This is a genomic window from Cohnella nanjingensis (assembly GCF_014212125.1).
In the GTDB taxonomy this organism is placed as follows: domain Bacteria; phylum Bacillota; class Bacilli; order Paenibacillales; family Paenibacillaceae; genus Cohnella; species Cohnella nanjingensis.
Genome location: NZ_JACJVP010000066.1, coordinates 16,536 through 36,276 on the forward strand (window position 1 = coordinate 16,536; position 19,741 = coordinate 36,276).

Consider the following 19,741-nt stretch of genomic DNA (forward strand, 5'->3'; position numbering starts at 1 on the left):
CTGAACAGGTCCCCGGCCATGTGTTCAGTATTGAACATACAGCACGCATATTGATGATTGCACCGCTCACTCTCGTTATTATAATTAACATTGCGGCCATTATTCAACACTTTGTCGATTAAAATGGGAGGGGTTCCAATGACCTTTTGGAAGCAAAAAACGGTCCGTATCGGCGTCGTGGCGGTGTTGGCCGTGTTGATTATCTTCGGCCTGGCGATGATGGGTTCGGTCGTCGGCGCCAAGCCGAACGCGCTGCCGGTCGCGCTGGTCGTCCTGGACCGGCCGGTCGATCTGCCGGGAGGCGAAAAGCTGGCGGTAGGGGAGCAGATCCGGAAAATGCTGACGGAGAACGCGCAGCTGCCGGTGAATTGGGGGCTTGTAGACACGGAGAAGGAGATGCAGTCGGGATTGGACCGTCAGGAATATTACGGTGCGCTGATCCTTCCCGAAGGCTTGAGCGCAGGAGTCGCCTCCCTGACGTCGCCGGCGCCGAAGCCGGCTTCGATCAAGCTGATCTACAATGAAGGGATGAACGCGCAGGCGGGGGCGGCCGTGAAGTCGATCCTCCAGCAGGTCGCGAAGAATGCCGGTGCAGGGCTGTCCGCGCAGCTGCTCGGACAGATGGAGCGGCAGGCGCAGCAGATCTCGGTATCCACGGCGAAGGCGCTGTTGACGCCGTTCCTGACGGAGGAATCGAGCGTGCACCCGGTCGGGGCCAACAACGCGAGCGGGAACGCGCCGAACCTCCTGATCCAGATCATGTGGATGGGCAGCCTGGTCCTCAGCATTTGCCTCTTCCTGGCCGGGCGCGCCGCGAGCGCAGCCGTCACGGCCGCAGGCGGCAGAAGCTTCGGCATCGTGCTGCAGCAAGCGGTCGCGGGCCTGGCGCTGGCCGGTCTCGCCTCGGGTTTCACGGTCTGGATGGCGTCGTCCTGGTACGGGATGCACCTCGCGGACTCCGGCCTGACTTGGCTCTATCTCTGGCTGGCGTCCTCCGCGTTCTTCCTGCTGCAGACGGCGCTGCTCCGCTGGATCGGATTCCCGGCCATGGCGCTCCTCGTGCTGCTGCTGTTCTTCTCGATGCCGGTCCTCGGCATGGCGCCGGAGTTCATGCCGCAGGCGACGCAGGATTGGCTGTATTCGTGGACGCCGTTCCGCTACGCGGCGGCCGGCTTGCGCAATGTGCTGTACTACGGCGGCACGCACGGGATGGGGCTGAACTACGGCGTGCTCTGGGGCATCGCCGGAGGCGGCTTGGCGCTCGTCCTCGCCTCCGGCTTCCGGAGAGGGGCGGCGCCGGACCGCGCGGACGCGGCTAGTCCGGCCGGCAATCCGGTTTAAGACGACAAAGATCCCCAAGTCTTCGAGAGCGAGAGACTTGGGGATCTTTGCGTTATGCCTGGAAGGCAGGGGTAGAGTCCAATCCATAACCACCCCGGATAGAGAGGTGATACGTCAAGCGCTGGCAGAGGCTAGTAGTAGCGCCAAACCTGCTCAGTAAATAAAATCATATGTAGTCCAAGGGCTATTGGCACAATAAAACAAAGAGCAAATAACACCTTATATACCCAACCAGATTTTCTAAAATTTTTCATAATGGGAGTGAAAATAGTTAGGAACAAAATCGTAATCACTAACCAAATTATAAATAAATCAAACGTTGTGTACTCACCATGAGAGTATGTGTGCGAGTGGTGACGGTATTTCATCAATTTAAATGTGGGATTTAACATGGGTATCCACCAATCAAGATGTAATTAATTGTCGTGCGCAATTATAATCTACGAGTTTCAAATAGGGAACAGGGGGAGCGGACAGAATGACCAATGGATACGACAAAGAGTCGGTTTACGATGAAGAAATAGCAACGCTTACTCAAACGCAATCGCTCAAACGCTCAAACGCTCAATCTCCCAATCGCTCAATCTCCCAATCGCCCTTCTCCCCATCAAGGCAATTCCTGCAAAGGGCCGCCGCTACGAATGTGCGCGACTCCTTCCTTGCAGACGCCGTACGGCTCCCAGATGCAATCGCTGCACAGGTGCTTGATGTCGTCGGGCTGCACGTTCGCGGCGACGCGCGCGCAGATGTCCGACCATGCGAGGCGCTCGCCCAGCGCCATTCCGACCTGGGCGGCGATCTCTTGGTCCTTGCGGTAGACGCTCGCGTTCTCGCAATGCGGGACTTGATCTGCCGGATAAGCGCGGCAGATGTCGTCCGGTCCGTCGATCAGTTCGATGATCGTGCCGGGAGAGGTTCGCAGCGTCTCGTAGATGCCCGTCATATTCACGCAGAAATCAGGCGAATAGCCCTTGCCCCGGTACCCGAGCAGGCACAGCAGATGGTGCCCGCGAAGCCTTATCGTCATTTGCAAAACCTCATTTGCCCTTAATGTTAACCACATTATAGCACGGAGGTTGACGTTCGTCCCGCCCGCCTCCAATCCTGAAGAAATCCTTAACAATCTTTCTAGGACGCAACTAATTTTCCAGCATTACTGTCTAATGGAACGTACGGAGCTGACACCGACGGGAGTGGAGAGAGGCAAGCGGACGAAGCGATCGTTCGCAATCCCGCTATTGCGGGAGCCAGAGGCATGGGGCATACGATCCATACGCGATGACCGCCGGCGGTACGGCCCCGGCCGCTCCCGCCGCCCGAAGCTTCTAAGAACGCCGGCGCATGCCTTTCAACGACGGCGGTGCCATACGGATGAACCAGCGGGCGCGGCTAAGTTCGATTCGGTCCGGTCCGCGGCGGGTATCTAGAGACGGGAAAAACAATGCGATGGGAGATGTGGATATGAATAAATGGATCAAACCGGTTGTAGCTGCGACATTGCTGGGCGGACTCTTGTCGGCAGGTTCTTCGGCCTTTGCGGCTTCCGGCGAATCGAATCAAGTGTTCATCGACGGCCGGTACCAGGATTCGGCGATCACCGTCCAAGGCCGTACGCTCGTACAGCTGCGCGCCCTGGACGATCCGGCTTGGCTGACGTACACCTATGACGCCAAGACGGGCATCGTCACGGCGACGAGCAAGGACAAGAGCAAAGTCGTCAAGCTCCGAGCGGGCCAGAAGACGGCGACGGTGGGCGGCGCGTCCGTCAAGCTCGACGCCACCATCGTGAACAAGGATGGGCGGACCTATGTGCCGCTGCGGTTCATCAGCGAATCGCTGGGCGCCTACGTAACCTACAACACCAAGGACAAACGCGCGATCGTCCGTACGCCGGCCGGACAGGAGAAGTTCAAGACGCTGATGAGCGGAGACTTGCCGGAGGCGCGCAAGGCGGCGATCTCGCTGCAAGTCGTGCAGGGCAAGGATGCGTTGCAGCCGCTCGGCGAGGGCTTCTCGACGGAGTACGTCTTCCCGCAAGGCAAAGCGCTCAAGTATACGACAGAGTACAAAGGGCTGAAAACCTACGTCGAGGTTAACGCGGACGGAATCGCGGAAGCGAAGTGGCAGACGGATACTTACGCGGCGGACGGCAAGAAGCCGCGCGAGAAGGGCACCAAGCCGGCGGCGTTCGGCGACAGCGTGTACTTCTACGACAACTGGATGGGCGAGACGCTGATGTTCGGCAAGATCGATGCGGCGGGCAAGAGGACGGAGCTCGGCAATTACAATCGCATCGAGAATCCGGAATACAAGAACGTCGTCATTGTTCCGATCGACGACGAGTCGCGCACCGACGGGAAGTAATCGGTCCCTGCAAACCGATATCGCGCATAATTGAAGGAGCCGGTCTTCTCCCTCGAGAGGGGCCGGCTCTTCGCGTTTGCTTGCGTAGATCCATTTTATAGGAAATCGCTCATCGTCTTACAGGAATATTTCCGGACCGAAGCGAATCTTTGGTAGTATGGACGCATTTGTACGGCGCTTTCATCAAATTCGAGATGAGGGAACGATTCCATGCGAAAAAGATTCCTGAACTCCCCGACCGCCTACGCCCTAGGCATGTTCGCCATGATGGTGCCCAGCCAGGCCTTCAGCTCCTTCTCTCATTATTACTATGTGGAGAAGCTCGGGCTCACGATCGGGTTGGCGACGCTGGCGAGGACGATCTACCTCATCTGGGATGCGGTCAACCAGCCGATGGCCGGCTATTGGTCGGACCGGACCCGCACGCGGTACGGACGGCGCCGGCCTTGGATATTCGCCGCGATCCCGCTTTTTGCCGCCACGTTCATCATGGTATTCGCCGTGCCGAACGGACTCGAAGGCACCGGTCTGTTCGCCTGGTTTGTCGTGATCCTCATCCTATTCGAAGGCGCAGCGACCATCCTGTGGGTCAATTACGGGGCGCTCTTCCCCGAGCTGTTCAAGGGAGACCGCCTGCGGGCCAAGGCTTCGGCGGTGACGCAAGGCTATCAGATCGTCGCCATCCTCATCGGCTCGGCCGCGACTCCGCTCATCTACAAAGCGCTGGGCTTCGGCACGATGTCGGTGCTCTACGCGGTGATCTTCGCCGTATTCATGCTCTTGTTCGTCTTGAACGTGCAGGAGAAGGAGGAGGCCGCGTCGGCGCCGCCGCTGCCGCTCCGGGAAGCGTTCCGCGAGACGCTGAAGAACAAGGAGCTGTGGTTCTTCTACCTCGCCTGTTCGTTCGCGCAGACCGTGAACGGGCTCGTGAGCTCGCTCATTCCTTTCTACGCCAAATACGCCCTGCGCATCGAGGAAGCGCAAGTGTCCTTGATGATGGCCTCCGTCTTCGTCTCGGTCATCCCGCTCGTCGGGGTGTGGTACGTGATCGTGCGCAAGCTGGGCGGTTACCGCAGCTGGCGTCTGGCCTTTGTCGTCTACGCGATCTCCGTCATTCCCGCTTGGTTCGCGCAGGGGCTCGCGGGCGGGATCGCGGCGGGGATCTCGATCGGCTTCGGCCTCGCGGGATTCCTCGTTACGCCAACCGTGCTCAGCAGCGAGATTATGGACCGCGACGCCCAGCGGACCGGGCGCAGGAGAGAAGGGATGTACACGGCCGTGGGCGGGTTCCTCACCCGTTCGAGCGGGTTGATCTCCGCGCTGGCCTTCTACATCGTAGGCATCATCTTCCACTATGAGAGCGGCGACAATCCGGGGCCGAATCCCGAGGAGACGTTCCGATATCTCCTGACCGTCGTGCCGCTCTGCCTGCTGGCCGTCAGCTTCGTCATCTCGCTGTTCCTGAAGCGGACGGCGGGCCCGGGGGATACCGCCGCATCGCCGGGAGGGGGCGGACTCGATGTCTAAGCTGCTCATCCTCAACTGCGACGACTTCGGGCAGAGCCCGTCCGCCAACCGGGCGATCATGCACCTGCTCGAGGAACGCCTGGTCTCCTCGGCCACGATCATGCCGCCGGCGCAAGGCTTCGAGGAAGCCGCCGCTTGGTGCGCGCGCCATCCGGAGGCGAGCGTCGGGCTGCATCTGACGTTCACGAGCGAGTACGACGCGGTTCGCTTCGCCGGCTTAACCGGCCATCCGTCGCTGCACGACGAGAGCGGCCATATGTACAAGACCGTCGAAGCGTTCGAACGGGGAGCGGATCCGAAGGCCGTCAGCCGGGAGATGCGCGCCCAGTTCGAAGCCGTCGCCCGGGCAGGCGTCTCGATCACCCACGCGGACAACCACATGGGCAGTCTCTACGGCACGGCGACGGGCAAGAGCTATCTGCCGCAAGTGTTCTGGTACTGTTCGCGGAGGGGCGTTCCCTTCCGGCTGTTCCGCTACGTGGATCCGCGCGACCGCATGCTCGCCGCGATCCCCGGCGTTCAAGCCGCGCTCGGCAAGGCGGTGGCGCTGGCCGATACGCTGGGCGTGGGCGTGCCGGATTACCTGCTCAGCCATCCTTATCACGTGGAAGAGGGCGAGACGTACGAATCCTTCAAGCGGATGCTGATCGCCAAGCTGTACGAACTGCCGGAAGGGGTGTGCGAGACGTACATTCATCCGGCAACCCCGGATGAGCGGATGCAGGCGCTCGTGCCGTCCTGGGACAAACGAGTGTGGGAGTACCGTCTCATGCAAGACGACGACTTCGCCTATGGCCTGCGCGACGCGGACGTGACGCTGACGACGTACCGCTACGTGCATGAGCATCTGCGAAGGCCGCGGCTGCGGTCGGCGGGGAAGCTGCTGCGAACGCTGCTGTCCCGGTGATCGGCCGATCCGCCTGCCATGCGGGTCGGATGCCGCTCATATTCTCGCTCTCCGCAGCAGGCGGATCAACACTAGGGCGACCAGCAAGGCGCCCACGCCGATGAAGAAGAACTTCAGATAGCGTTCTACCAAGCCTAGCATATGCTCCCATTGATCGCCGAAGAAATAGCCGATTCCCCAGAACGCGAGAACCCACAGGAGCGTGCCCGTATAGGCATAGATCGCCACGGTGCGGTAAGGAACGCGGATGATGCCGATGAAGTAGCCGATGAATTGCCGGACGCCGGGGATAAAAAAGCCGACGAGCAGCAGCCGGTTTCCATATTTGTCGTAATACCGCCGTGTCTTTTCGATATGAGCGGGCTTCAGCAGCAGCCATTTGCCGAAGCGTTCGATCAGGGGCATGCCTAACGCGTAGCCGAGCACGTATGTAATGGTAACGCCGATAATCGCGCCCGAGAGCGCCATGGCGATGGCCGGTCCCCCTTGCAGCACGCCCTTGTAGGACAGATAACCGGTATAGGTGAGCGTGCTGTTGCCGGGCGGAATCGGTAAGGCGATGAAGTCTAGCGGCAGGCCGATTAAGAGCACCAGATAGCCGTATTGCTCGAACAATCTCTCGACGATCGCGATCAGATTCATAGACTTCCTCCTGGCATGAACCGGCCAGGCCCGAAGGTCTCGGGCCTGGCTTTCGTTCTTCATTTCCTCGGTCGGTGCGCGGACCGTCCAGGCGCCGCGCGTCGATCGTTTATTTGTTCGTGCTGTGCTGCCGGGACGCGACCTTCTGGCCTTGGGTGCCCTGGCCTTGATGTTGCTTGTTCTTCTTGTCCTTCGCCTGCGTGTCGCGGACCTTCTCTACGAACTCATGGGTGTCGCTCATTGCCGTCAGGGCCTCCTACTCGTTCGCGTCAGGGCCGACCCGGCAAGCCTCTTCGGCTTGCTCGGCCGCCGAGCTGAATTCTTCTTCGTTCAGTGAGGCCAGCTTGTCGCCATATTGATCCAGCCGATCGGGGCTGCCCGCGGGCCCGTCGTTGTCCGGCTTGTTGTTGCGTCCTGCCATCGGTCTGATCCCTCGCTTGTTCGTTGTCGTGGATAGCGGTTATAGGGTTCTCGACTTCGGGGGGCAAATATTCGCTGTCAGGGCGGTCGCCCGAGCCGCGGCGCCGGTGCCCGCCTAATTCACGTCCGCCGTCTCCAGATTTCTCCTTGGATCAATCGGAGGAAGTGCTCCTCCAGAGACGCGGTCTTCTTGTTCGGCGCCGTCACGCCGACGTCATGCCGGATGAGCGCGCGGGACAGCTCGACCGGCGAGAAGTCGGGATCGTATACCCGAATCGTCTCGTTCCCGAGCACTTTGTAATTGTAGAACTTCAGCTTGTCTTCCAGCACCGCGGCCGCTTGCTCGCTGCTCGTCGTGACCATTTCGATGAACTCGCTATGCTGACCGCGCACGCTCTCTATCGACACTTCCTCGATCAGCCGTCCCTGGTGGATGACGCCGATCGTATCGGCCAGGTGCTCGATCTCCTGCAGGATGTGGCTGGAGATGAGCAGCGTAATTCCATACTCCTTGCTCAGGGAACGGAACAGGTCGCGCAGTTCATGGATGCCGACGGGATCCATGCCGTTCGTCGGCTCGTCCAGGATGAGCAGCTCCGGCCGCGTCATGATGGCCCGCGCGATACCGAGCCGCTGCCACATGCCTAGCGAGAAGTTCTTGATCGCCTTGGACCCGACGTTCGTCAAGCCGACCCGCTCGAGTGCTTTCCAAGCGTAGGTGGACCATGGATGATAGCGGTATTATACCTTACGTTTCCAGCGTTTCGCTACCTGCGCCAGGACTTGGCGTGACCGTAAGCTTTTGACACGCTATGTTATGATGTTGGGAGAGTATGAGCCGGGCGGAGCGTCGACGAGTCGGCTGGCCGTCCGGTTTTTTGGGGCGAGATCCGGCATAGAGGACGGGAATTCGTTCGATCCGGCAATTCGTCTCTGTATGACCTCCGATAAAAACGCGTCGCCCTCTACCGGGAGGACTGCGAAGCCGTTTTTACTTGGAATTTTAGCGCATAGGGGAATGCTATTCATCATGAACAACCGCACCGAACGCTCCAAACTGATCCTGCTTACCGCCGGCATCCTGCTCGTCGCCGCCAATCTGCGCGCGGCGCTGACCTCCGTCGGCCCCGTCGTCGGACAGATCCGCGCCGATACCGGCATCTCGAACGCCATCGCCGGCATGCTGACGACCTTCGGCCTGTTCGCCTTCGCCGTCGTCTCGCCGGTCGCGCCGAAGCTCGCGCGCCGGTTCGGCACGGAGAACGTGCTAACCTGCGCCATGGCGGTCATTACCGTCGGCATCATCATTCGCTCCTTGCCTTTCGTAGCCGCTTTGTTCGCCGGGACCGCTCTGATCGGCCTGGCGATCGGCGTCGGGAACGTGCTCGTGCCGAGCTTGATCAAACGTGACTTCCCGACGCGCAAGATCGGGCTCATGACGGGCGTCTACTCCGTCTCCATGACGCTCTGGGCCGGCATCGCGTCGGGCGTGACGATCCCGATCGCGAATGCGCCGGGCTTCGGCTGGCGCGGGGCGCTCGCCGTCTGGGGGCTGCTGTCGGCCGCCGCGCTCGTCGTCTGGCTGCCGCAGGTCAGTCTCGGGCCGCGCGCGGACCGGCCGCGCATCGCGGCGCCCGCGCCGAATCTCTGGAAGTCGGGGCTCGCTTGGCAAGTTACGCTCTACATGGGCTTCCAGTCGATCGTCTTCTACGTGAACGTGGCGTGGCTCCCGGAGATTCTGCATGACGGCGGGATGGACTACGCGACGGCGGGATGGATGCTGTCGCTCGTTCAGATCGTGAGCCTCCCGGCAACCTTCCTGGCGCCGATCTGGGCCGGACGGAGCGCGAACCAGCGCGTCATGGTGACCGCCGTCATGGGGCTGCTCGTCGTAGGTTATCTGGGTTTGCTGGGGGCGGGAGCGGGTCCCTGGGTGCCGGTGTGGATCGTCCTCATCGGCCTGGGATCGGGCGCCAGCTTCAGCTTGGCGCTCGTCTTCTTCTCGCTGCGCACCCGCAGCGCCGAGGAGTCTTCCGAGCTGTCGGGCATGGCCCAGTCGGTCGGCTATCTGGTCGCGGGCGTCGGTCCCGCGCTGCTCGGCTTCGTCCATGACCGCACCGGCTCTTGGCAGGCGCCGCTCGTCATGATGGTCGTGATCGTCCTGCTCGCGCTGTTGTTCGGCCTCGGCGCGGGCCGGGACCGGGCTGTGGTCCCGCCTGCGGCGCCGCGCGCGGCCGAATAACGCCGCAGTCCGCAAGCAGGCGGGAGGGACTGCCAAGGGGGCGCCTAACGGGCGCCTAAGCGGCGTCCTTCCGGCGTTCGACAGATGTTGACACAAAATAGACACAATTTCCCGTTCATTTTTTTTAGCTACTACGGCGCGAACGGGTGTAAAATGGGTACCAAGGGTTCCGATTCGACCTGACGCGGCAGAACGACTCATGAAGCTTGGGGAAAACGGCAGCGCGTTCTTTTATGTGAAAAATGTAACAAGCCGCCAGCCAAGCCCGCATCTCCGTGTACGGCAGCCATCGGGCAGACCGCATGATCTTACTGAAAAGGAGGACTTTGTCTCATGTCTATCACACCTGCAACGCAAGAGGCCAGCCAAGTTGCGAACGTCGCCCAGGAGCAAAAACTGGATGTGCTCGACCAACTGATGAAGCCGGAAGTTCAGGAATCGCTTACCGTCCTGGTGGAGAACCTGCCGAAGCTGGCCGAGATGGTCACCGTCATGACCAAGGCGTACGACTTCGCGACCGCCGTGGCGACGGACCAAGTGCTGATCAACGACTTCAAGGCGGGTATCGGCGAAGTGGCCAAACCGGTCGTCGACAAGGCCAAAGGCATCGCTGCCGCGGCTATGGAAGCCAGCGACCGCGCGCAAGCGGATACGGCGACGGTCGGCCTCTTCGGCTTGCTGAAGATGCTCAAGGATCCGCAAGTGCAGAAGACGCTTCGTTTCTCCCAAGCTTTCCTGAACGTATTGGCTGAACGCCAACAACAACGCTAAGAACGGAGGATGGACATGGCTAAGCAAATCTTGATTCTGGGCGGCGGATACGGCGGCCTGCTGACCGCGCTGACCGCGCGTCAGCATCTGTCGGCATCGGAAGCCGCGATTACGGTCGTCAACCGCTATCCGACGCACCAGATTATTACCGAACTTCACCGTCTTGCCGCAGGTAGCATCGCCGAACCGGCCGTTGCGCTGCCGCTGGCCAAGCTGCTGAAGAACAAAGACGTCAACCTGGCGATCGAGACCGTCAAAGAGATCCAACCGGACGCGAAAAAAGTGTTGATGGCGAGCGGCGCAACGTATACGTTCGACAAGCTGGTCATCGCGCTGGGCTCCGAGACGGCCTACTTCGGCATTCCGGGCCTGCAAGAGCACAGCTTCGTGCTCAAGTCGGCGGAAGATGCCAACAAGATCCGCGCGCACGTCGAAGCGCGCCTTGACGCTTACAAGCAATCCAAGAACCCGGCCGACGCGACGATCGTGGTCGGCGGCGGCGGTCTGACCGGCGTCGAGCTGGTCGGCGAATTCGCGGACAAGCTGCCTGAGCAATGCCGCGCGAAGGGCATCGACTTCAACGACATCAAACTGTACTGTATCGAAGCCGGCCCGGCGATCCTGCCGATCTTCCCGCCGGAGCTGATCGAACGCGCGCAAGCGAGCCTCGAGAAGCGCGGCGTCGAAGTCATCACGGGCGTCGCGATCACCGAGACCTCCAAGAACACCGTATCGCTCAAGGACGGCCGCGTCCTCGAGACCAATACGATCATCTGGACGGGCGGCGTTCAAGGCCATGCCGTCGTCGGGAACTGCGGGATCGAAGTAAACCGCGGCCGCGCCTCCGTCACGGAGACGCTGCAATCCACTTCGCACCCGGATATCTACCTCGCAGGCGACTGCGCGGTCGTCATCCCGGGCGAAGGCGCGCGTCCTTACCCGCCGACTGCGCAGCTCGCTTGGCAGATGGGCGAGACGATCGGCTACAACCTGTCCGCCGACCTGAAGGGCGGCGTCAAGGACAGCTTCTCGCCGGTCTTCTCCGGTACGCTGGGCAGCCTCGGCCGCAAGGATGCGGTCGGTACGATCGGCGCGAGCCAGACCCGCCTGAAAGGCACGGCCGCTACGCTGATGAAGGAAGCGAGCAACATCCGCTACCTGTCGCACATTAACGGCCTGTTCGCTCTGGCCCACTGATCTTAGCTACTCCTGCAGCAGCCTTGTCCGGTTCTCTCGAACCGGGCAGGGCTGTTTTTTGGTTGGGGGAGGGTGGGAGGCGCGAGCCGAAACTGACGTGGTGGTGTGGAGATAAGCCGCGAAATGCGGCTTGTTTGGGTTTGCGGTATTCCGTTAAAAGTCTAGATCCGGCATAATGGTTTGACAAGTATGCAATAAGACCTTATATTTAGAATGAACATTCGATCGAATTCGTTTGATCGCCTTAAGAGGAGGGAGTGATATGTTCGAGCAGTACCACAAAGTTCAGCAAGCCATTTTGGAAACGACTCTTCGACTCATCAACCAAAAAGAGCTGCAAGCGACGTCCATGGCATTGCTTGCCAAGGAATCCGGCGTATCGACCGGCAACATCTACCACTATTTTCAGAGCAAGGAAGACATCATTAACGAGCTGTACAAAGCGATCGTTTATTTTAGCGGACAGTTCGTGCGACAAGGGTTGGATAAGGAAGGTTCGATTAGGGAACGATTTTACTGGGGCTGGGAGAAGGTTGTCGAGTTCGGACGACAATATTCACAAGGATTCCAGTTCATTGAGCAATATTCGTTCTCTCCTTATATTCATGAGAATGCTAAACAGGAAGCAATTGCCGGCGGGTGGTGCGATCCTATGAGCAAATTGTATACCGAAGCTATTGAACAACAGCTATTTATCAATATGGACCCGAAATTGATGGTTCAATTGCATTACGGCTCCTTGGTGTACGCACTCAAAGGGCATCAGTTGAGTAGCTTCGTCCTAACGAATCAAACGGTGCAAACAACCATACAAATCTGCTGGAACTCTGTCAGCCGTCAAGCAAGCATAGATCAATAATACAATTTGAACCGCCCGAATTTTTTTAAAGCAAATAGAATGAACGTTCAATCTAAAATGGAAGCAGGGGAATGAGATGAAAAAAACGATTTTTATTACCGGAACGAGCACAGGATTAGGCAGGTTAACAGCTCTGCATTTTGCAAAGGCTGGTTGGAATGTGGCGGCGACGATGCGTTCACCCGAGAGAGAGACGGAATTGACAAAACACGAGAATATCAAAATTTTCAAGCTTGACGTGACCGATGTAAAGCAAGTCCAAACGGCGACGGAACAGGCAATCGAAGCGTTTGGCCGCATCGACATCGTTGTTAATAATGCGGGCATGGGAACGTACGGAGCGCTTGAGCTGGCCAAAGAAAGCGCGATCGACTGGCAGTTCGCCGTCAATGTACGCGGACCTATCAATGTGATCCGGGCGTTCCTGCCCCATTATCGTGCCAATGAAGGCGGCATGTTCATCAATATCAGTTCGCTGGTGGGCTTAACAACCGCTGCGCCATTAGGCTCCCTGTACTCCATGTCTAAATTCGCATTGGAAGGATTGACCGAAGGACTCTATTACGAACTGAAACCGCTCAATATCGATCTGAGGCTTGTGGAGCAAGGAGGGTCAACGGACAATGACTTCATCAGTAATATCGTCTGGAACTCTGACGAGAATATTAAGGCATATGACGCCCTCACCGCGAAACTTAAAGCTAGGTTCGAATCAAGCGAAGGCCGGTCCGATCCGCAAGAAATCGTAGATGCGATATTCGCTTTGGCGACGGGCGAAAGTAAACAATTCCGCACGGTGGTCGGAGAGGCAAGCAAAGGTCTCGTTGCAATGAGAAAAGCCATGCCGATTGAAGCGTATTTGGAAAAAATAGCAGAAGCCTTTCGATAAGAAATAGCAGTCACGATAACCGCTCCATATACCGGAGATTGATTGCGCGAGATTACTGCAGTCAAACCTCCGGTTTTTGCCCTTTTGCACTCTGCCCTGTCGTACAGCCACATATAGAATCTTGCTTGCTTAATCAGCCTTCAGGGCATCCTCAATACGAGGGGGGAAGATGCACGCGAGCGCCCTCGAACGCGGTGATCATGGGCAACTGTCTGCCGGCAACAGCACCGGACTTCGCCCGCCCAAGAGGACGTACTCCGTACGAACACGGCGGAGCATAGCTTAAGGAGGCGTACCTGTACAACATTCCGTCTTACTAGCACGCGGACCTCTCCGCAAGGGGCTGCCGGGCTTATGCTGTTTTTCCCATTGACGAAGCGCCCGTTCAAAACTATAATTACTTTTGTATCAGTTGATATATCAACAAAAGACGGGATGTGCAGCGCTCATTCGTCCGATCAAGTTCTACCACGACAATATCGGCATCGACATCCACGAGGCCGATCTGGCGATCACGAACTACGTCAAGCGCAGGTTGGCGCCTTTCCGGCTCGCGCCGGAGCAGAATCTCATCATGCTGCTCCTCTGGCAGAGCGAGGGCGTGACGCAGAACGAGATCGCGGACAGCTTGGGGAAGGACAAGGCCGGCGTGGCCCGGATGATCCTGAGTCTGGAGAGCAAAGGCTACGTGAAGCGCATCGTCCCGTCCTGCGACCGCCGCACCGTCCAAATCTTCCTGACGCCGGAGGGACAAGCGTTGAAGGATCGCGTCCTGCCCGTGCTGGACGAGATCAAACGCGAGATCTCCGCCGGGATCGGCGAAGACCGATTCGCGCTCGTGCGCAGCACGCTGTCGGCCATCTTGGCCAACGTGGAGCGTGCCTCGCGCCAATAGTGCCGCAACCGGCAACGACTGACCTCAACCATCCGGTCAGACCCTATATTCCTTGGAGGTATACATCATGAAAATCGCAGCCATCGTCGGCAGCATCCGCAAGGACTCTTACAATCTGAAGTTGGCCCAATACGTCAAGGAACGCTACAAAGACCGCTTCGAGCTGGAGATTCTCAGCCTCCGCGATCTTCCGATCTACGATCAAGACATCGAGAACACGCCGCCGGAAGCCGTGACGAAGTTCAAGGCGAAGGTCGCCGCAGCCGATGCCGTTCTGTGGATCACGCCCGAATACAACGGCACGATCTCCGGCGTCCTGGGCAATGCGATCGACTGGCTGTCCCGCGTGGACAAAGTCATGGTCGGCAAGCCTTCCTGGATCATGGGCGCTTCGATGGGCCTGATGGGCACGGTTAAGGCGCAACTGCATCTTCGCGAGATTCTGTTCGCGATGGGCCTCAGCTCCCCGCTGCTCCCGGGCAACGAAGTGTACGTGGGCGCCGTTCACGAGAAATTCGATGCCGAAGGCAACCTGATCCACGAGCCGACCGTGAAGTTCCTGGACGCCGTCGTCGACAACTTCCTGAAGTGGTACGACACCTACCATCGCGCAACCGTGGCTGCGAAGTAAGCCGAACGCCGCAAAAAAACGATCCCCGCTCACCGGAAGGTGGCGGGGATCTTGGCGTTGATCTTTCGGGAAAAGATCGATAATTCGCTTAAACGGAACTCGGCTGCGGCTTGGCCAGATTCAGCTGCCACGAGACGCCGAAGCGGTCGTTCACCCAAGCGAATTTCTCGCTGAACGGAGAATCCCCGAGCGGCATGAGCACTTGGCCGTCTCGCGACAACTCCGCATACAACCGATCGATCTCGTCAACCGTATCGCAAGCCACGAAAAGCGAGATGGCGGGCGTAAATCCCCATTCGTGCTTCACGGCGCTGTCGATGCACATATAAGTCTGACCCTTGATGGTGAACTTGGCATGCAAGACTTTGCCGTCGGCGTGACGAACGAGATGGTCGATTCGGGATTGCTCGAACAGCGAAGTGTAGCAGCTCATGGCTTCCTCGGCTTGTCCGGAAAACGTCAAGAAAGGGGTCGTTTTTTGGTTGCCGAATTCCATGGGAGATTCCAGCTCCTTTTAAATTGAATAGAATCTTATAGCAGCGTAAGCAGATGGTCGAACATCTCGTTCCAGCCGTGTTCCGTCTCGCTCTTGCAGGCGGCGAGCATCTGCCGCACTTCTTCGCTGGTCGCATCGGGCCGATGCGGGACGACGATCTCCTGGACAAGCGTTAGCTGACACCCGTCTTCAAGCGGTTCGATCTCCACGATGACGCGGTCGATCGTCGGACTGAATTGGGCCATGCGGAAGGTGAACACGAGCCGGCGCGGACGGTCGATCTCCTCGTACTCGCCGTCGCCGACGTAGTCCGTACCGTTGCGGCGGTCCACGATGACATACTTCCCGCCCACGCGGGGATCCATTTCCACGCGCCTCCCGATCCGGTCGCTGCCTGGCGAGGTGAACAGCCAGCGGGTCGCGAATTCGGGGTTCAGCCACGCGTCGAACACGCGCTCCGGAGAGGCTTGGAAGCGGCAGGTGACTTGCGCTTTGACATGAGCCATTTTTTCCATCGGAGTCCTCCTTTACTAAGGGCGGCGTCGGGCGGCCAAGCCGGAGAGACGATTCAGAGGCCCGATTCTTCTCCCGGCAGATCGCGCAATTCGCGATCCAAGGCATCGAGTTGATCGTTCCAGAAATGCTCGTAGAACCGGATCCATTCGTAGGCGGAAGCCAGCGTCGCCGGATCGAGGCGGCAAAGGTGGGTGCGGCCGCGCACGGTTCGCCGGACGAGTCCGGCTTCCTCGAGCACTTTGACGTGCTTGGATGCGCCCGCGAGCGACATCTGATAGGGCATCGCGAGTTCGGATACCGTGAGGTCTTGCCGGGCCAGTCTGCGGATCATCTCCCTTCGGGTCGGGTCGGCCAGCGCCCGAAAAACGTGATTGAGCCTTTCGCTTTGCGCTTCGCTCATGGTGCGGATCACCTCGTCGGCTTAAGAAGCTTAACCTCTTGGTTGAATATATCCGATATCCTCGCGATAGTCAACCAAGTGGTTGAATGAAATGGCGCGCTAAGTCGAAGCGCTCATAATTAAGGCGATCGAGGCCACACTAGCCAAAGGATTGAAAGACAAAACCAAGGCGGTGCGACATGTCGAGGAGACGTTCCAGAAGGTTGGTTGTGCCCGGCGCGGAACAAGGCGTGAACGCGTTCAAGGCCGAAGTGATGCGCCGCGAAGGATTCTCGGTCGATCCGAATCGGCCGGACGACGTGAAGTACGAGGTGGCCGAATCGCTCGGCGTTCCGCTGAAGCCGGGCGACAACAGCCAATTGACGACCGAACAGGCTGGCAACGTCGGCGGCAAGATCGGCGGGACGATGGTCCGCGAGATGATCCGTCTGGCGCAGGAGAAGCTGACGAAGCAAGAATAGGCAAGCGCGCCTCTCCCGGCGCGCGTTTATAGCGCCGATGGCGCCGTGCGTCAGGGCGCAACATGGATTATGCGCGTGGCTGTCCGACTGGAGCGGAGGATGCGCTAGCAAGCGGGCTGATGTTCCGTGAGTGAGATTCGTCTGGCTCAGGGATGCTGGCGAAGCGGATGTAGGCGGGCGATCGTTCGGCGAGTCTTTTTCCCCGGGCCCGATCCATGTTACAATGGGAGAACGGATGTTCTGAGCACGAACGTCACCCCATGCGCCAGGAGAGCTTATGCCCGATACCGTATCGATCGCAGTCCGTCCGCTTGTCGAATATGCGTTCCTCAGCGGCAGTCTGGACGACCGTTTCCGGACGGCGACCTCGCTGACGGAAGGTACGAAGGCGCACCAGCGGGTGCAGTCGCAGTATGGCGAGCTTGACCAGAAGGAAGTCTATATGCGTGCGGAGATCCCTTGCGGGAATCTCCTTTTTGCCGTGGACGGGCGCTGCGACGGGCTGCTGTTCGCGGACGAGGGCTATATCATCGAAGAGATCAAGTCCACGCGGGGCGACCTCGCGGCGATCGCGGAGGAGACTTATCCGGTGCACTGGGCGCAAGCTTACTGCTATGCGTACATGTATGCCAAGGCGAACGGGTTGGAAAGGATGCGGGTGCGGCTGACCTACGTACAGGTCGAGACCGGGGAGGATCGCCGCTACGAGCGGGCGGTGCCGTTCGCGGAACTGGAGCGGCTGCTCGCGGACGTGGTGGAGAAGTACGCGCCTTACGCGCGGATGCTGCATGCGCATCGGCGGGCGCGGGACGAGAGCATCGCGGAGCTGGCGTTCCCGTTCGAGCGGTATCGCGCCGGGCAGCGGAGGCTGGCGGGCGCCGTGTTCCGCAGCATCGAGGCGGGGCATAGCCTGTTCGCGCGCGCGCCGACGGGCATCGGGAAGACGATGTCGACGCTGTATCCAGCCGTAAAGGCGATCGGGCAGGGGACGCTGCAGCACCTGTTCTATCTGACGGCGAGGACGACGACGCGGACGGCCGCCGAGGAAGCGATCGCGCGGATGCGGGATCGCGGGCTGCGGATGCATGCGGTGACGATCACGGCGAAGGAGAAGATTTGCTTTCAGGACGAGGTGGCGTGCAGTCCCGACCGCTGCCCGTTCGCCGACGGCTACTACGACCGGGTAAACGGGGCCGTGCTGAACATGCTGACCGAGGAGACGACGATGAGCCGCGAGGTGATCGAACGCTACGCCCGCAAGCACCGGGTCTGTCCGTTCGAATTCTCGCTGGACGCGGCTTATGCGGCGGATGCGATCATCTGCGATTACAACTACGTGTTCGACCCGCGCATCTCGCTGAAGCGGCTCGCCGGCGAACGGAAGGCGGATACCGCGCTGCTGGTGGACGAGGCGCACAACCTGGTGGACCGGGCGCGGGAGATGTATTCCGCCGTGCTGAAGAAGCGGGGGTTCCTCGAGGTGCAGCGGGCGTACAAGGGCGTGAACGCCTCCGTTCATCAGGCGGCCAAGGCGGTGAACGCCGCATTCATCTCCCTTCGGAAAAGCATCGGGGACGCCGGCACCCTCCTGCTGGACGGAGAGCCGGAGGCGTTGGCGGCCGCGGTCGAGGCGTTCATCGCGGCCGCGGAGCGGGAGCTGGCCGGGGGCGGGGCGCGCGCCGAGACGCCCTTGCTGTTGGACGCTTTCTTCGCGGCGGCGAATTGGGTACGGATCGGGAAGCTGTACGACGAGCGCTATGTGACCTACGCCGAGATAGGCCGGGGCGGCGATGTGCGAATCAAGCTGTTCTGCCTGGACCCGTCCCATCTGCTGCGGCAGATGCGCAAGGGGTATCGGTCGCAGGTGTGTTTCTCGGCGACGCTGTCCCCGCTGAACTTCTATATGGACATGCTCGGGGCGGAAGAGGAGGACTACACGATCTCCATCCCGTCTCCGTTCGACCGGGCGCAGTGGGAGGTCGCGATCCTGCCGGTCTCTACGCGTTTCCGCGACCGCGAGCGCAGCATTGCGCCGATTGTCCGCCGGTTGGCGGAGCTGATCGGGCGGCGGCCGGGCAATTATTTGTTTTTCTTCCCGTCGTACGCGTACATGAACGAGGTATACGGGGCGTTCACGGCGGAGGCGCCGGACGTGCGCACGCTGCTGCAGACGGCGGAGATGCCGGAGGCGGAGCGGGACCGATTCCTGGCGGCCTTCGACGCGGAGAACCGGGAGACGCTCGCCGGCTTCGCGGTTATGGGCGGCGTATTTTCCGAAGGCGTCGACTTGGTCGGCGACCGGCTGCAAGGCGTCGTCGTCGTGGGCGTCGGCATGCCGCAGCTGGGGCTGGAGCGCAACCTCATCAAGGCCCATTTCGACGCGCGGGGCATGAACGGGTTCGATTACGCCTACGTCTACCCCGGCATGAACAAGGTGCTGCAAGCCGGCGGCCGGCTGATTCGCTCCGAGCAGGATCGCGGGGTGCTCGTGCTGGTGGACGACCGCTATCTGCAGCAGCCCTACCGCAGCCTGCTGCCCGAGGAGTGGCGGCGCGAGGAGCATGAGTAGCCACGGCAGGGCGGAAATTCCGCCTTAATCTCGCGGAGATCGCCGCTTTCGAAGGATGAAGCACGATTAACCGCCTTAATTCCGTAGGGAGCGCCGCTTTCGAAGGATTAGGCACGATTAACCGCCTTAATTCCGTAGGGAGCGTCGCTTTCGAAGGATTAGGCACGATTAACCGCCTTAATTCCGTGGAGGGCCCCGATTTCAAAGGATGAAGCGCGATTAACAGCCTTAATTCCGTGGAGGGCCCCGATTTCAAAGGATGAAGCAAGATTAACCGCCTTAATCCTACGGGAAGTGCGCATTAGCACAATCGGAGGATGACGTGGGGAGGCACCTCCTGTAATCGTACAGGCCGATCATCGGACTTGACGCGGTAGGAATGCGAGGTCCGCGGGATATCTCCAGTTTGACGGAAAAAACGGCGGGGTAAAGAACGGAGGCCGGAGCATTTTGAAGGGCCCTCCTCAAAATGGGCGATTAGATCGCCTAAGGGCTGCCAAATCCGGTATAATGGATAAAAGACTGCATATACGGAGCTGAAAGAAGCTTGTCTACTTCGAATCTTCCCCCGGCCGAGCCTGCGCGCGCGATGAAGACCTGCATCGTCTGCCAGC

20 protein-coding genes and 1 pseudogene are annotated in these 19,741 nt (G+C 59.7%); 13 read left to right on the top strand and 8 right to left on the bottom strand.

Annotation, left to right across the window (positions count from 1 at the left end):
• Window positions 1-138: 138 nt before the first annotated feature.
• Window positions 139-1,341, top strand: a complete 1,203-nt coding sequence (locus H7C19_RS31535; RefSeq protein WP_185673058.1) for a YhgE/Pip domain-containing protein — start codon at window positions 139-141, stop codon at window positions 1,339-1,341.
• 607 nt (window positions 1,342-1,948) lie between these two features.
• Here the strand turns inward: H7C19_RS31535 and H7C19_RS31540 are convergent.
• Window positions 1,949-2,368, bottom strand: a complete 420-nt coding sequence (locus tag H7C19_RS31540; protein ID WP_185673059.1) for a DUF1284 domain-containing protein — start codon at window positions 2,366-2,368, stop codon at window positions 1,949-1,951.
• A gap of 434 nt (window positions 2,369-2,802) precedes the next feature.
• Between H7C19_RS31540 and H7C19_RS31545 the strand changes: the two genes are divergently transcribed.
• From H7C19_RS31545 to H7C19_RS31555, 3 genes are all read left to right on the top strand, one after another.
• Window positions 2,803-3,705, top strand: coding sequence for a copper amine oxidase N-terminal domain-containing protein (locus tag H7C19_RS31545; RefSeq protein WP_185673060.1), 903 nt, complete (start codon window positions 2,803-2,805; stop codon window positions 3,703-3,705).
• A gap of 210 nt (window positions 3,706-3,915) precedes the next feature.
• Entirely contained in the window at window positions 3,916-5,232 is a 1,317-nt protein-coding gene (locus H7C19_RS31550) for an MFS transporter (RefSeq protein WP_185673061.1), read from the top strand.
• Window positions 5,225-6,139 carry a polysaccharide deacetylase family protein gene (locus H7C19_RS31555; RefSeq protein ID WP_185673062.1) on the top strand — a complete coding sequence of 305 codons (915 nt, stop codon included), beginning with the start codon at window positions 5,225-5,227 and terminating at the stop codon, window positions 6,137-6,139. Before H7C19_RS31550 ends, H7C19_RS31555 begins: the two co-directional genes overlap by 8 nt.
• Window positions 6,140-6,175: 36 nt before the next feature.
• On the opposite strand, the gene H7C19_RS31560 is transcribed toward H7C19_RS31555, so the two are convergent.
• The 4 genes and pseudogenes from H7C19_RS31560 to H7C19_RS35390 all read right to left on the bottom strand — a co-directional run.
• On the bottom strand, window positions 6,176-6,781 hold the full coding sequence (locus H7C19_RS31560) for a DedA family protein (protein WP_185673063.1): 606 nt from the start codon (window positions 6,779-6,781) through the stop codon (window positions 6,176-6,178).
• Window positions 6,782-6,890: 109 nt separating this feature from the next.
• Window positions 6,891-7,022, bottom strand: a complete 132-nt coding sequence (locus tag H7C19_RS31565; RefSeq protein WP_185673064.1) for a DUF4023 family protein — start codon at window positions 7,020-7,022, stop codon at window positions 6,891-6,893.
• A gap of 15 nt (window positions 7,023-7,037) precedes the next feature.
• A complete protein-coding gene (locus tag H7C19_RS31570) occupies window positions 7,038-7,202 on the bottom strand; it encodes a hypothetical protein (RefSeq protein ID WP_185673065.1) in 165 nt (54 codons plus the stop codon).
• Between the two features lie 119 nt (window positions 7,203-7,321).
• Window positions 7,322-7,903, bottom strand: a pseudogene (locus tag H7C19_RS35390) (ATP-binding cassette domain-containing protein); the annotation flags it as partial.
• Between the two features lie 328 nt (window positions 7,904-8,231).
• Between H7C19_RS35390 and H7C19_RS31580 the strand changes: the two are divergent.
• From H7C19_RS31580 to H7C19_RS31610, 7 genes are all read left to right on the top strand, one after another.
• Window positions 8,232-9,443: a CynX/NimT family MFS transporter gene (locus H7C19_RS31580; protein WP_185673067.1), complete on the top strand. Its 1,212-nt coding sequence runs from the start codon at window positions 8,232-8,234 to the stop codon at window positions 9,441-9,443.
• A 333-nt stretch (window positions 9,444-9,776) separates the two neighbouring features.
• Entirely contained in the window at window positions 9,777-10,214 is a 438-nt protein-coding gene (locus H7C19_RS31585) for a DUF1641 domain-containing protein (RefSeq protein WP_185673068.1), read from the top strand.
• Between the two features lie 15 nt (window positions 10,215-10,229).
• Complete coding sequence (locus tag H7C19_RS31590; RefSeq protein WP_185673069.1) at window positions 10,230-11,411, top strand: NAD(P)/FAD-dependent oxidoreductase; 1,182 nt, start codon at window positions 10,230-10,232, stop codon at window positions 11,409-11,411.
• 262 nt (window positions 11,412-11,673) lie between these two features.
• On the top strand, window positions 11,674-12,270 hold the full coding sequence (locus H7C19_RS31595) for a TetR/AcrR family transcriptional regulator (protein WP_185673070.1): 597 nt from the start codon (window positions 11,674-11,676) through the stop codon (window positions 12,268-12,270).
• A 76-nt stretch (window positions 12,271-12,346) separates the two neighbouring features.
• Window positions 12,347-13,159 (top strand): SDR family oxidoreductase, encoded by an 813-nt coding sequence (locus H7C19_RS31600; protein ID WP_185673071.1) that lies wholly within the window; start codon window positions 12,347-12,349, stop codon window positions 13,157-13,159.
• Between the two features lie 412 nt (window positions 13,160-13,571).
• Window positions 13,572-14,054, top strand: a complete 483-nt coding sequence (locus H7C19_RS31605; RefSeq protein ID WP_221469580.1) for a MarR family winged helix-turn-helix transcriptional regulator — start codon at window positions 13,572-13,574, stop codon at window positions 14,052-14,054.
• A gap of 67 nt (window positions 14,055-14,121) precedes the next feature.
• Window positions 14,122-14,685 carry an NADPH-dependent FMN reductase gene (locus H7C19_RS31610; protein ID WP_185673073.1) on the top strand — a complete coding sequence of 188 codons (564 nt, stop codon included), beginning with the start codon at window positions 14,122-14,124 and terminating at the stop codon, window positions 14,683-14,685.
• 88 nt (window positions 14,686-14,773) lie between these two features.
• On the opposite strand, the gene H7C19_RS31615 is transcribed toward H7C19_RS31610, so the two are convergent.
• The 3 genes from H7C19_RS31615 to H7C19_RS31625 are packed head-to-tail and all read right to left on the bottom strand — an operon-like array spanning window position 14,774 to window position 16,097.
• The gene (locus tag H7C19_RS31615) at window positions 14,774-15,181 is read right to left on the bottom strand and encodes a VOC family protein (RefSeq protein ID WP_185673074.1); all 408 of its coding nucleotides are present in this window, start codon (window positions 15,179-15,181) and stop codon (window positions 14,774-14,776) included.
• Window positions 15,182-15,216: 35 nt separating this feature from the next.
• Window positions 15,217-15,696, bottom strand: a complete 480-nt coding sequence (locus H7C19_RS31620) for an SRPBCC family protein (protein WP_185673075.1) — start codon at window positions 15,694-15,696, stop codon at window positions 15,217-15,219.
• 53 nt (window positions 15,697-15,749) lie between these two features.
• On the bottom strand, window positions 15,750-16,097 hold the full coding sequence (locus tag H7C19_RS31625) for an ArsR/SmtB family transcription factor (RefSeq protein ID WP_185673076.1): 348 nt from the start codon (window positions 16,095-16,097) through the stop codon (window positions 15,750-15,752).
• Between the two features lie 179 nt (window positions 16,098-16,276).
• Between H7C19_RS31625 and H7C19_RS31630 the strand changes: the two genes are divergently transcribed.
• Window positions 16,277-16,558 carry an alpha/beta-type small acid-soluble spore protein gene (locus tag H7C19_RS31630; RefSeq protein WP_185673077.1) on the top strand — a complete coding sequence of 94 codons (282 nt, stop codon included), beginning with the start codon at window positions 16,277-16,279 and terminating at the stop codon, window positions 16,556-16,558.
• 277 nt (window positions 16,559-16,835) lie between these two features.
• Window positions 16,836-19,127: a helicase C-terminal domain-containing protein gene (locus H7C19_RS31635; RefSeq protein WP_185673078.1), complete on the top strand. Its 2,292-nt coding sequence runs from the start codon at window positions 16,836-16,838 to the stop codon at window positions 19,125-19,127.
• Window positions 19,128-19,741: the final 614 nt, after the last annotated feature.

What these genes read in the sequence shown, in the direction of transcription:
- H7C19_RS31535 (WP_185673058.1), top strand. Translation starts at nt 139, where the DNA reads ATGACCTTTTGGAAGCAAAAAACGGTCCGTATCGGCGTCGTGGCGGTG.
- H7C19_RS31540 (WP_185673059.1), bottom strand. Translation starts at nt 2,368, where the DNA reads ATGACGATAAGGCTTCGCGGGCACCATCTGCTGTGCCTGCTCGGGTAC.
- H7C19_RS31545 (WP_185673060.1), top strand. Translation starts at nt 2,803, where the DNA reads ATGAATAAATGGATCAAACCGGTTGTAGCTGCGACATTGCTGGGCGGA.
- H7C19_RS31550 (WP_185673061.1), top strand. Translation starts at nt 3,916, where the DNA reads ATGCGAAAAAGATTCCTGAACTCCCCGACCGCCTACGCCCTAGGCATG.
- H7C19_RS31555 (WP_185673062.1), top strand. Translation starts at nt 5,225, where the DNA reads ATGTCTAAGCTGCTCATCCTCAACTGCGACGACTTCGGGCAGAGCCCG.
- H7C19_RS31560 (WP_185673063.1), bottom strand. Translation starts at nt 6,781, where the DNA reads ATGAATCTGATCGCGATCGTCGAGAGATTGTTCGAGCAATACGGCTAT.
- H7C19_RS31565 (WP_185673064.1), bottom strand. Translation starts at nt 7,022, where the DNA reads ATGAGCGACACCCATGAGTTCGTAGAGAAGGTCCGCGACACGCAGGCG.
- H7C19_RS31570 (WP_185673065.1), bottom strand. Translation starts at nt 7,202, where the DNA reads ATGGCAGGACGCAACAACAAGCCGGACAACGACGGGCCCGCGGGCAGC.
- H7C19_RS31580 (WP_185673067.1), top strand. Translation starts at nt 8,232, where the DNA reads ATGAACAACCGCACCGAACGCTCCAAACTGATCCTGCTTACCGCCGGC.
- H7C19_RS31585 (WP_185673068.1), top strand. Translation starts at nt 9,777, where the DNA reads ATGTCTATCACACCTGCAACGCAAGAGGCCAGCCAAGTTGCGAACGTC.
- H7C19_RS31590 (WP_185673069.1), top strand. Translation starts at nt 10,230, where the DNA reads ATGGCTAAGCAAATCTTGATTCTGGGCGGCGGATACGGCGGCCTGCTG.
- H7C19_RS31595 (WP_185673070.1), top strand. Translation starts at nt 11,674, where the DNA reads ATGTTCGAGCAGTACCACAAAGTTCAGCAAGCCATTTTGGAAACGACT.
- H7C19_RS31600 (WP_185673071.1), top strand. Translation starts at nt 12,347, where the DNA reads ATGAAAAAAACGATTTTTATTACCGGAACGAGCACAGGATTAGGCAGG.
- H7C19_RS31610 (WP_185673073.1), top strand. Translation starts at nt 14,122, where the DNA reads ATGAAAATCGCAGCCATCGTCGGCAGCATCCGCAAGGACTCTTACAAT.
- H7C19_RS31615 (WP_185673074.1), bottom strand. Translation starts at nt 15,181, where the DNA reads ATGGAATTCGGCAACCAAAAAACGACCCCTTTCTTGACGTTTTCCGGA.
- H7C19_RS31620 (WP_185673075.1), bottom strand. Translation starts at nt 15,696, where the DNA reads ATGGAAAAAATGGCTCATGTCAAAGCGCAAGTCACCTGCCGCTTCCAA.
- H7C19_RS31625 (WP_185673076.1), bottom strand. Translation starts at nt 16,097, where the DNA reads ATGAGCGAAGCGCAAAGCGAAAGGCTCAATCACGTTTTTCGGGCGCTG.
- H7C19_RS31630 (WP_185673077.1), top strand. Translation starts at nt 16,277, where the DNA reads ATGTCGAGGAGACGTTCCAGAAGGTTGGTTGTGCCCGGCGCGGAACAA.
- H7C19_RS31635 (WP_185673078.1), top strand. Translation starts at nt 16,836, where the DNA reads ATGCCCGATACCGTATCGATCGCAGTCCGTCCGCTTGTCGAATATGCG.